The sequence below is a fragment of the Crossiella sp. SN42 genome (assembly GCF_023897065.1).
GTDB lineage: Bacteria > Actinomycetota > Actinomycetes > Mycobacteriales > Pseudonocardiaceae > Crossiella.
Genome location: NZ_JAMHIV010000021.1, coordinates 182178 through 192493, shown reverse-complemented (window position 1 = coordinate 192493; position 10316 = coordinate 182178). Strand labels below are relative to the sequence as shown.

Sequence of the window (10316 nt, the reverse complement as noted above, 5' to 3'; positions counted from 1 at the left end):
CGCGCTGGTCAGCGCACTGAACACGCGGCTGGCACCGCCGAGCGGGCCGAGGCTGACCCGGCGGGACCAGCCCGAGCTGTGGCACGCGGTGGAGGAGCTGGCCGAGCTGGCCGGCACCAGGCCGCCGGATGAGATCACGCTGATCGGCGAGGTCAACGCGGCCGTGCGGGAGGACACCAAGCTGCTCGGCCTGCGCTCGGGCAAGCGCTATCTGATGATCGGCCTGCCGCTGCTGGCCGGGCTCACCGTGGCCGAGCTGCGCGCGGTGCTCGCGCACGAGCTGGGCCACTACGGCCGGGGGCACACCAGGCTGGCCGCGGTCACCTACCGGGGCGCGGAGACGCTGGAGCGCACGGTCGACCGGCTGGACCGCGGCCCGGTGCGCTGGGTGCTCGACCGCTACGCGCACCTGTACGCGCTGGTGGCCAAGGCCGCGACCCGCGCGCAGGAGCTGCAGGCGGACCGGGTGATGGTGGCCACCGCGGGCCGGGACGCGGCGGCGAACGCGCTGCGCGCGATCAGCACGCTGGGTCCGGCCTGGGAGGCGTTCAACCGCAGGTACGCGCGGCTGGCCATCCAGGCCGACCGCACCCCGGACCTGCTGCTGGGCTTCCACTCCTTCCTGGTGCACCCGGCCCAGCGGGACTGGCTGGCCGAGCTGGTCGAGCAGGTGCTGGACAACCAGCCGGAGTCGGCCTTCGACAGCCACCCGTCGATGCGGCGCAGGCTGGCCGCGATCGCCGAGGTCGAGGAGGAGGCCTTCGACGCCGACGCCCGCCCGGCCTGGGCGCTGCTCACCGACCCGAGGACCACGGTGCCCGCGCTGGAGTCCGCGCTGATCGCCCGCGAGCTGGGCCCGAGGGCCAGCTGGGCGGACATCGTGCGGCTGGCCGCGGCGGCCGAGGCCCGGCACGGGGCCGGGCTGCTGGCCAAGGCGGTGCTGGAGAGCGGACTTGGCCGCACCGGCGCGATCGGCGAGGTGGTGCAGGCGCTGCGCCGCGGCCAGGTGGCCGAACTGGCCGAGCCGGTGCGCTGGCCGGGCGCGACCGATGCGGAGGTGGTCGCCGAGCTGCTCGCGGACACCATCGTCACCGCGCTGCTGGAGTCCGGGCGGGCCTACCACCAGCTCGACTGGGGCGGGCCGTGGCAGGTGCGGCTGTCCGACGGGCGGCGCTTCGACGCGACCCGGCTGACCGGGCCCGCGGTGGCCGACCGGAACCTGGTGGACGCGCTGGGCCGCAACCTGCAAGCCCTGGGCGTGCCGCCGCGGTTCGTCTGCCACCTCGATCCGGAGGAAGAGGTCGAGGACACCGAGCCGCCGCTGGTCGGCGTGTTCAGCTCGCTGCAGCTGGGCCGCGCGCCCAAGGACCTGCTGGTCTACGGCAGCGGGCTGCTGGTGCTGCCGCTGTCCCGCTGGGTGTGGTTCAAGCGCGGGTTCGGCGGGCTGATCGGCGGCTCGGAACGCATGGAGCGCAAGCGGATCGCGCTGCTCACCGAACGCGGCTACCGCGCCCTGCGCGAGGTCAAGGGCGCGGACTGGATCCCGCTGGCCGAGGTCTCCGGCGGCTCGTTCAGCCGCAAGCGCACGGTCGGCTACCTCACCATCGAGTTCGCCGAGGGCGCCCCGCTGAAGTTCGCGATCACCAACTTCACCGAGGACTACGGCGACGCGCACGCGGGCCTGCGCGCGTTCTTCCAGGCCAAAGCGGCCGTCTAACGGACTTGCCCGGCGTGGCGGCTGGACGGCACACTGCCGCCAGCCAGTACGTCGGGGGCTGGCGAACTCCCTGTCGACTCTGCCCGCTCCCGGAGGTCTCTGGTGCGTGCTCCGCTGCGCGCCGTCGCGGCACTTGTGGTGCTGCTCGGCTTCTTCGTGCTCGTCCTCGCGCTGACCGCCGGGCTGGCGCTGTTCGCGATCTGGCTGTTCACCGAAAGCCACGGCCCGGCGAGCGTCCAGGTCGGCCTGGCCGCCATCGGCGTGGCCGTCGCGGTCGGCGCGGCGCTGCGCAAGGTGCTCAAGGTGCGCGACGAGCCCTACGGCGCGCAGCTGCTCCGCGCGGAGTACCCGGAGCTGTGGCGGACCGTGGACGAGCTGGCGGTGGCCGCGGACACCCGGGGCCCGGACGACATCCGGCTGGTGCCCGAGGTCAACGCCGCGGTCTGGGAGGACACCAGCCTGCTCGGCCTGCGCGCGGGCAAGCGCTATCTGATGATCGGCCTGCCGCTGCTGGCCGGGCTGACCGTGGCCGAGCTGCGCGCGGTGCTCGCGCACGAGCTGGGCCACTACAGCCACGGGCACACCCGGTTGTCCGCGCTGACCTACCGGGCCACCGCGGCGCTGGAGAAGACCCTGGAGGAGCTGCGCGGCAGCCTGGTGGGCTGGCTGCTGGCCCGCTACGCGCAGCTGTACACGCTGGTGGCCAAGGCCTCCAACCGGGCGCAGGAACTTCAGGCGGACGCGGCCTCGGTGACCGCGGCGGGCAAGGCGGCCACCGCGAGCGCGCTGCGCAAGAGCTCGGCGCTGGATGCGGCCTGGGACAAGTACAGCGAGGCGTTCGTGGGCCTGGCGCCGGAGGCCGGCCGCACGCCCGAGCTGCTCGCCGGCTTCCGCGCCTTCCTGACCGAGGAGCAGAACCAGGCGCGGCTGGCCGAGCTGGAGGAGGAGCTCTTCGACGCCGAGCCCAGCTCGGTCTTCGACAGCCACCCCCCGGCCCGGGTCAGGGTGGCCGCGCTGGCTCAGCTGCCGGACGTGCCGCCGATGACCGACACCCGTCCGGCCTGGGCGCTGCTCGGCGAGGCCGCCGCGGTGCCGAGGCTGGAGCAGGAGCTGCTGGCCGATGACCTCGGGCCGAGGGCGAGCTGGCCGGAGATCGTCGAGCTGGCCGGGGCCGCGCACGTCACCGGCAACGCGGGCGTGCTGGCCAAGACCGCGGTGGACGGCGGCTTCGCCACCACCGGCGCGCTGACCGAGCTGCTGGGCGTGGTGCGCCGCGGGCAGGGCGCGCAGCTGGTCGCCCCGCTGGTCAACCCGGCCACCCCGCCCGGAGAGCGCGCCGAGGCGGCCCGGCAGATCCTCGTGCAGCTGCTCGGCGACACCGTGCTCGCGCTGCTGGTCCGGCACGGCAAGGCCAGCTTCGAGCTGAACTGGAGCGGCCCGTGGGTGGTCCGCGACGGCGACGGCGACGAGCTCGAGGTGCACCAGCGGATCGCCACCGCGCTGGCCGGGAACGACCACGACGGCCTGCGCGACTGGCTGACCGGCCTCGGCGTGCCACTGGCCGAGGCGGTCGAACAGGTCGAGTTCGCGCCCAGCACCGAGGTGCTCGGCATCTTCACCTCGGTCAAGTCCGGCGAGGGCCGCTACGACCTGTTCGTCTGCGACAACGGCCTGCTGCTGGTGCCCGTGCAGCGGGCGAAGGCGCTGAACCGGGGCGTGTCCAACGCGCTGGGCCGCACCGCCAAGCGCGAGGCGGACCGGGTCGAGGCGCTGCTGGAACAGGGCTTCGGCCCGCAGCGGGACCGGCCGGACAGCCGGTGGATCGGCATCGACGAGGTGGTCAGCGGCAAGCTCGGGCCACGGCCGTGGGGCTGGACGGCGGACCTGCGGCTGACCGGTGGCGAGCTGAGTGTGCGCAGCACCACGGAGACCACCGACCACGGTGAGCCCTACGAGGGCATTGGCGCTCTGCTGGCGCACCGCGCGCAGGCCGCGGAGGCAACCGCCGGGTAGTCCTACTGTCCGGTTCGGCTACCGTTTGGCGTCTCTGCCCACCCGACACCAGGACGAGCCGACCCCATGACTGACGATTCGCGACCCCGCTCCGGCACGATCGCCCACTTCCTTGATCTGGCCAAGAGCACGGTCCCGCCGATGCACCCAGGCGGCCGTCCGTTCGTGGCCGGCGCGTTCCTCGCCTCGCTGATCCTGCGCCGGTTCTCGCGCAAGGCCGGGGTGCTCGGCATGATCGTCACGGCCTGGGTGGCCTGGTTCTTCCGCGAGCCCAAGCGGGTCGCGCCGGCCAGGACCGACGTGGTCACCGCGGCCGCGGACGGCACCGTCTACCTGGTCGACACCGCGGTGCCCCCGGCCGAGCTGGAGTGGGGCAGCGAGCCGGTGCAGCGGGTCAGCGTGTTCCTGTCCATCTTCGACGTGCACGTGCAGCGCGCGCCGGTCTCCGGTGAGATCACGCAGGTGGCCTACCGGCCCGGCAAGTTCCTCTCCGCCGACCTGGACAAGGCCAGCGAGGACAACGAGCGCAACTCGCTGCTGATCCGCACCGACACCGGGGCCGAGGTCGTGGTGGTGCAGATCGCCGGGCTGGTGGCGCGCCGGATCCTGTGCCAGGTCACCGCGGGCCAGCGGATCGAGGTCGGCCAGACCTACGGCCTGATCCGGTTCGGGTCGCGGGTGGACATCTACCTGCCCAAGGGCAGCAATGTGCTGGTCCAGCAGGGCCAGCGCACCATCGGCGGGGAGACGGTGCTGGCCGAGCTTCCCGCGGGTGCCTGAGGTGCCCGCGCGGACCGCACCCGGGGTGCGGCTGCTGCCCAACGCGATCACCGTGCTGGCGCTGTGCGCCGGGCTGTCCGCGGTGCAGTTCGCCCTGCAGAAGCAGTTCCAGTTCGCGGTGATCGCCATCGGCGCGGCCGCGATCCTGGACAGCCTGGACGGCCGCCTGGCCCGGATGCTGGACGCCACCTCCAAGATGGGCGCCGAGCTGGACTCGCTGGCCGACGCCATCTCCTTCGGCGTCGCGCCCGCGCTGGTGCTCTTCGTCTGGGGCTTCGACGGCAACCCGACCGGCTGGACCGCGGCCCTGGTCTACGTGGTGTGCATGGTGTTGCGGCTGGCCAGGTTCAACACGCTGCTGGACGACACCGAGCAACCGCCGTTCACCAAGGAGTTCTTCGTCGGCGTGCCCGCCCCGGCAGGCGCGCTGGTGGCGCTGCTGCCGCTGGTGGTGACCCTGGAGACCAGCCGAGGCTGGTGGACCCACCCGGTGGCGCTCTACGTCTGGATGGTGTTCATCGCGGGCCTGCTGATCAGCCGGGTGCCCACGCTGTCGCTGAAGACGGTCAAGGTCTCGCCGAAGGCCATCGCGCCGCTGCTGGCGCTGGTCTGCATCGCCGCCGCGATCGTGATCAACTACCCGTTCCTGCTGCTCGCCGTGGCCGCGGTGGTCTACCTGGCGCACGTGCCGTATGCGATCTACCGCTACCGCTGGCTGGCCAAGCACCCCGAGGCCTGGGACGTGCCTGCCAAGGAGCGGCGGGCGATCCGGCGCAGCACCCGCAGGCTGGGCCTGCGGCCGCCGCTGCGCCGCCGGGTGGCCGGGGCCGCGGTCAAGGCGGTCCGGCGCGGACGGCGGGGCGCGGACGGCGACCTGCTGGTGACCCCGGACCGGCCGGACGGCCAGCGCGGCCACTGGCGGCAGCTGGGCCTGCGTCGCAACGAACGGCGGCGCAGGGACTCGCGGCCCGACTAGTGTCGTCAGGGTGATCACGCTGACGGTCCGGCACTCCCCTTCCGCACTGGACACCCGCCGCGGTGTGGTGCGGCTGCACCCCGAGGTGCTGGACGCGCTGGGCCTGCGGGCCTGGGACGCGGTCCGGCTGACCGGCACCAGGGTGACCGCGGCGCTGGCCGCGGCCGCCGACGGGAACGTGCCGACCGGGGTGGTGCTCACCGACGACATCACCATGTCCAACCTGGGCCTGACCGAGGGCTCGGAGGTGGTGGTCGCGCCGGTGTCGGTGGCCGCCGCCCGCGCGGTCACCGTGTCCGGGTCCCGGCTGGCCAGCACCGGGGTCTCGCCGGAGACCGTGCGGCTGGCGCTGATCGGCAAGGTCATCACCACCGGCGACGCGGTGTCCCTGCTGCCCCAGGACCTGGCCCCGCCGCCCGGCTCCGACGTCAGCGCGGCGCGCCAGAAGCTGTCCCGCGCGATCGGGCTGACCTGGACCAACGAGCTGCTCACCATCACCGCCACCGAGCCGGCGGGCGTGGTCGCGGTGCAGCCCTCCACCGTGGTCAGCTGGCGGGACGGCGCGCGCACCGGCGAGCCGCCGCCCGCCGCCAGGCCCGCGATCCCGGCCCCGGCGGCCATCGCGCCGCCCGCGCCCGCCGCGCCGCCGCTGCCGGTGGCCGACCTGGTGGGCGCGCAGGACGCGGCCCGGCGGCTGACCGAATGGCTGGAACTGTCCTTCCGCCGCCCCGAACTGCTGGCCAGGCTCGGCGCGTCGGCCCGGCTCGGTGTGCTGGTCAGCGGGCCGGAAGGGGTCGGCAAGTCGACCTTGGTCCGCTCGGTGGCCGCCGCGGTGGACGCGGAGGTGATCGAGCTGGTCGCGCCCAGCGCCGCCGCGCTCGAACCCGCCGCGGCCAGCCAGCGCGCGCACGACGCGATCAACGCCGCGGTGGCCAAGGCCCGGCGCAACACCCCGTGCGTGCTGCTCATCGCCGACATCGAGGCACTGCTGCCTGCCAACGACCCGCCGCCGCTGGCCACCGTGGTGCTGGACGCGCTGCGCGCCGCGGTGGACACCACCGGGCTGGCCATCGTGGCCACCACCGCCTCGCCCGAGGGCACCCACCCGAAGCTGCGCGATCCCGACCTGGTGGACCGCGAGCTGACCGTGCCGCCGCCGGATGCCCGCACCCGCACCGAGCTGTTGCGGGTGCTGCTGCGCGAGGCCCCGCTGGAGGACGGGGTGGACCTGTCCGTGGTCGCCGAGCGCACCCCGGGCTTCGTGGTGGCCGACCTGGTCGCGCTGCGCCGGGACGCCGCGGTGCGGGCCGCGCTGCGCCAGCGGGAGGCGGCCGAACCGCGGATCGGCCAGGAGGACCTGCTCGGCGCGGCGCAGACCGTGCGGCCGATCTCCATGTCCGCCTCGGACGCACTGGCCACCGGCGGGCTGACCCTGGACGACGTCGGCGACATGACCGAGGTCAAGCAGGCCCTCACCGAGTCGGTGCTGTGGCCGTTGCAGTACCCGGACTCCTTCGCCCGCCTCGGCGTGCAGCCCCCGCGCGGGGTGCTGCTGTACGGCCCGCCCGGCTGCGGCAAGACCTTCCTGGTGCGCGCGCTGGCCGGGTCGGGGCGGGTGAACGTGATGTCGGTCAAGGGCGCCGAGCTGATGGACAAGTGGGTCGGCGAGTCCGAGCGGGCGGTGCGCGAGCTGTTCCGCCGCGCCGCCGACGCCGCGCCCACCCTGCTGTTCCTGGACGAGGTGGACGCGCTCGCGCCGCGCCGCGGCCAGTCCTCGGACTCCGGCGTCGGCGACCGGGTGGTGGCCGCCCTGCTCACCGAGCTGGACGGGGTGGAGCCGCTGAACGACGTGGTGATCATCGGCGCGACCAACCGGCCGGAGCTGATCGACCCGGCGCTGCTGCGGCCGGGACGGCTGGAGCGCCTGGTCTACGTGCCGCCGCCGGACGCCGAGGCGCGCGCGGAGATCCTCAAGTCGGCGGCCCGGCACACCCCGCTGACCGCGGAGGTGGACCTGCCCGCGCTGGCCATCGAGCTGGACGGCTACTCCGCGGCCGACTGCGCGGCACTCATCAGGGAGGCCGCGCTGACCGCGATGCGCGAGTCGTTGGAGGCCGCCGAGGTCACCCCGGCGCACCTGGACACCGCGCGCAAGGCGGTCCGCCCGTCGCTGGACCCGGCGCAGCTGGCCAGCCTGGCCGCCTACGCCGACCGGCACCGCCAGGGCGACTGAGCCACCGGGGCGCCGGCGGCGGCTACTTGATGTTGCCGCCGTCCTTGCCGCCGCCGCTGCCGGGCTTGTACTCCCTGGTCACGATCATGATCAGGCCGGGCTTGGCGTCCTTGAGACCGTCGAAGCGCGGCTCGGCGCGGATGCCGAAGGCCCTGGCGAGGGACTTCGCCGCGGCTTCCTCGTCGGTGCCCGGCCGGTAGTAGACCGTGGTGGTCGGGATGATCCCCGAGGAGTAGTTGCCGACCTCGTCTATCGGGTAGCCGGCGTTGCGCAGGTCCTCGGCGGCGTGGTCGGCCAGGTTCTTCACGTTGGAGTTGTTGTACACCCGCACCGGCGCCTTCGGCGGGTTCGGCGGCGGCTGGTTGCTGGTCCCCGGCGGCGGCCCGGCGCTGGTGCTCGGCGTCGGCTGCTGGCTGGTCGAGGACGAGGTGCTCGGCGGCGGTTCCGCGGAGGTGGTGCTGGTCGGCGCCGGGTCACCGCTGCTGGTGGTCGGCTGGCCGGGGTCGGCCGAGGTGCTGGTGGTCGGCCCGGGTTGGGCGCCGTTCTGCGGATCCTCGGTGCCGTTGTTGGCGAACAGGGTCACGACGCCCAGCACGAGTGCGACGCCCGCGACGCCTAGGGCCGCCAGCCCCGCGACCCGCAGTGGGCGGGATGCGCTGGACGGCTCCACCGAGCTCATGCATTGCCTCCGAGAACGCTGATGTCAGCAGTGGCGGAAAGAAGTATCAGATCGGCTCGATGCCCAGTCGCCGGGCGGCCCTGGTGCGCTGGCGACTGGCGCGCAACCGGCGCAGGCGCTTGATGAGCATCGGGTCGGCCGCGAGGGCCTCCTGCTTGTCGATCAGCGCGTTGAGCACCTGGTAGTAGCGGGTCGCGGACATGTCGAAGATCTCGCGGATGGCCTGTTCCTTGGCACCCGCGTACTTCCACCACTGGCGCTCGAAGGCGAGCACCTCGAGCTCCCGCTCGCTGAGCGCCGCCGGGCCTGTGTCCTGGTCACAGGACCTCGCCCTGACCTCTGCGGCGTCCATCCGGCTCCTCGCACTCACCGATCGGCGAATCCCACGGCTGTCATTTTCCGGTTCACCCATTACACCACGTAACCCTGACACAGGCTGGGGCACAGCCCGGCGCGTCCACCCGACACGCCGATAGGCTTCCGGGCATGGCCGTGCACCCCATCGTCATCGCCGGTAACCCCGTGCTGCACAACCCGACGCGCCCCGTGGAGACCTTCGACGAGGAGCTGCGCACCCTGATCGCCGACATGTACGACACCATGGCCGCGGCCAACGGTGTGGGTCTCGCGGCCAACCAGATCGGGGTGGACCTGCGCCTGTTCGTCTACAACTGCCACGACGACGAGGGCAACTGGTTCAAGGGCGAGGTGGTCAACCCGGTGCTGACCACCACCGAGATCCCCGAGGGCATGCCCGACGAGGAGGACGACATCGAGGGCTGCCTCTCCGCCCCCGGCGAGGCCTTCCCCACCGGCCGCGCCGACTGGGCCAAGGTCACCGGCTTCGACGGCCACGGCAACCCGGTCGAGATCCAGGGCAAGGGCTTCTTCGCCCGCTGCCTCCAGCACGAGACCGACCACCTGGACGGCTACCTGTACCTGGACCGGCTGACCGGCAGGCACAAGCGCGCCGCGAAGAAGATGCTCAAGGCCAACGGCTGGGGCGTGGACGGGCTGAGCTGGATGCCGGGCGAGGTCGAAGACCCCTTCGGCCACTGACCACCTGCCGTCATCGCGGCCGGCTGATGAACCCCGTCCAGAGGTCGACAGCCTGCTCAAGATCGAGCGCGGCGACCTTCTCCGGCGCGATGCCCGCGGTGTGGATGAGCCGCTGGGCGAGCCAGTCAGGCACCGGCTCGCCCCGTGGCTCCGCCGCCACGGTCACCTCGCCCGACAACCGGCCAAGCCGCTCGACCACATCCGCCAGACGCGCCAGTGCCGGGTTGCCCTCGGCCGCACCGGCCACTCGCGCGGTCGCCTCCGCGTAGACCTCAGCATCGGATCTGACCCCGACACACCAGATCTCACAGATCTCGACCACCCCGTCCTCGGTGAGGCGGTACACGACACGCCAGTGGTTGCGACCGACCACCAGCTTGCGGAACCCGGTGAGCTTCCCGCCCAGGGGATGACCGGCCTCTGGGTCGTCGAGCAGCATCAGGATCTTCTTGAGGATCTTGGGGACCACATCCGGGCCGAGCCGACGCAGGTCGTCGATGGCCGCGTCGGTGAAAGCGACTTCCGCCATCGGCTACTCGTCGTCCTCCACCTCGGCGAGCGATTCCCGGGAGTGCCCGAAGGCGGTCAGCACGTCGTCGAGCGACGTGCGCCGTCCCGTGTCGGTGGCCGACCGGGCAAGCACGAGCGCCAGGTCCCGAAGATCCGCGGTCGCCTCCTCGATCTCAGCCAGCCGGTTGACACCAACGACGGCGGCCACCGGCCGACGATGGCGAGTGACCACGAGAGCCTCACCGTGCTCGGCGTCGGCGACCAGCCCCGCCACTCCGCGTTTGCTTGCTTCGGTGACGGTGACTTCCTGCGCGTCTCGTAACAGGGTCATGCGAAAACTATATAGAAT

Annotated in this window: 10 protein-coding genes; 6 read left to right on the top strand and 4 right to left on the bottom strand. The window is 73.1% G+C overall.

The window, feature by feature from the left end:
* The 5 genes from M8C13_RS25465 to M8C13_RS25445 form a co-directional block, all read left to right on the top strand.
* Window positions 1-1717: M48 family metallopeptidase (locus M8C13_RS25465; RefSeq protein ID WP_252483202.1), on the top strand; the 1717-nt coding region annotated here is incomplete at its 5' end.
* A 102-nt stretch (window positions 1718-1819) separates the two neighbouring features.
* Window positions 1820-3730 carry a M48 family metallopeptidase gene (locus tag M8C13_RS25460; protein WP_252483201.1) on the top strand — a complete coding sequence of 637 codons (1911 nt, stop codon included), beginning with the start codon at window positions 1820-1822 and terminating at the stop codon, window positions 3728-3730.
* Window positions 3731-3796: 66 nt separating this feature from the next.
* A complete protein-coding gene (locus tag M8C13_RS25455; protein WP_252483200.1) occupies window positions 3797-4510 on the top strand; it encodes a phosphatidylserine decarboxylase in 714 nt (237 codons plus the stop codon).
* A 1-nt stretch (window position 4511) separates the two neighbouring features.
* A complete protein-coding gene (gene pssA, locus M8C13_RS25450; protein ID WP_252483216.1) occupies window positions 4512-5486 on the top strand; it encodes a CDP-diacylglycerol--serine O-phosphatidyltransferase in 975 nt (324 codons plus the stop codon).
* A gap of 10 nt (window positions 5487-5496) precedes the next feature.
* Window positions 5497-7719: an AAA family ATPase gene (locus tag M8C13_RS25445; RefSeq protein WP_252483199.1), complete on the top strand. Its 2223-nt coding sequence runs from the start codon at window positions 5497-5499 to the stop codon at window positions 7717-7719.
* Window positions 7720-7741: 22 nt separating this feature from the next.
* Here M8C13_RS25445 and M8C13_RS25440 read toward each other — a convergent pair whose 3' ends face one another.
* A complete protein-coding gene (locus M8C13_RS25440; protein ID WP_252483198.1) occupies window positions 7742-8398 on the bottom strand; it encodes a LytR C-terminal domain-containing protein in 657 nt (218 codons plus the stop codon).
* A gap of 46 nt (window positions 8399-8444) precedes the next feature.
* Window positions 8445-8750 carry a DUF3263 domain-containing protein gene (locus M8C13_RS25435; RefSeq protein WP_252483197.1) on the bottom strand — a complete coding sequence of 102 codons (306 nt, stop codon included), beginning with the start codon at window positions 8748-8750 and terminating at the stop codon, window positions 8445-8447.
* Window positions 8751-8884: 134 nt separating this feature from the next.
* Here M8C13_RS25435 and M8C13_RS25430 point away from each other — a divergent pair, with 134 nt between their 5' ends.
* Complete coding sequence (locus M8C13_RS25430) at window positions 8885-9457, top strand: peptide deformylase (RefSeq protein WP_252483196.1); 573 nt, start codon at window positions 8885-8887, stop codon at window positions 9455-9457.
* A 10-nt stretch (window positions 9458-9467) separates the two neighbouring features.
* Here M8C13_RS25430 and M8C13_RS25425 read toward each other — a convergent pair whose 3' ends face one another.
* A complete protein-coding gene (locus M8C13_RS25425; RefSeq protein ID WP_252483195.1) occupies window positions 9468-9986 on the bottom strand; it encodes a type II toxin-antitoxin system RelE/ParE family toxin in 519 nt (172 codons plus the stop codon).
* Between the two features lie 3 nt (window positions 9987-9989).
* Window positions 9990-10298, bottom strand: a complete 309-nt coding sequence (locus tag M8C13_RS25420; RefSeq protein WP_252483194.1) for a type II toxin-antitoxin system Phd/YefM family antitoxin — start codon at window positions 10296-10298, stop codon at window positions 9990-9992.
* Window positions 10299-10316: the final 18 nt, after the last annotated feature.

Bases quoted from the DNA above. Each gene is read 5' to 3' on its own strand.
- M8C13_RS25440 (WP_252483198.1), bottom strand. From the start codon at position 8,398: ATGAGCTCGGTGGAGCCGTCCAGCGCATCCCGCCCACTGCGGGTCGCG.
- M8C13_RS25430 (WP_252483196.1), top strand. From the start codon at position 8,885: ATGGCCGTGCACCCCATCGTCATCGCCGGTAACCCCGTGCTGCACAAC.
- M8C13_RS25420 (WP_252483194.1), bottom strand. From the start codon at position 10,298: ATGACCCTGTTACGAGACGCGCAGGAAGTCACCGTCACCGAAGCAAGC.
- M8C13_RS25425 (WP_252483195.1), bottom strand. From the start codon at position 9,986: ATGGCGGAAGTCGCTTTCACCGACGCGGCCATCGACGACCTGCGTCGG.
- M8C13_RS25435 (WP_252483197.1), bottom strand. From the start codon at position 8,750: ATGGACGCCGCAGAGGTCAGGGCGAGGTCCTGTGACCAGGACACAGGC.
- M8C13_RS25455 (WP_252483200.1), top strand. From the start codon at position 3,797: ATGACTGACGATTCGCGACCCCGCTCCGGCACGATCGCCCACTTCCTT.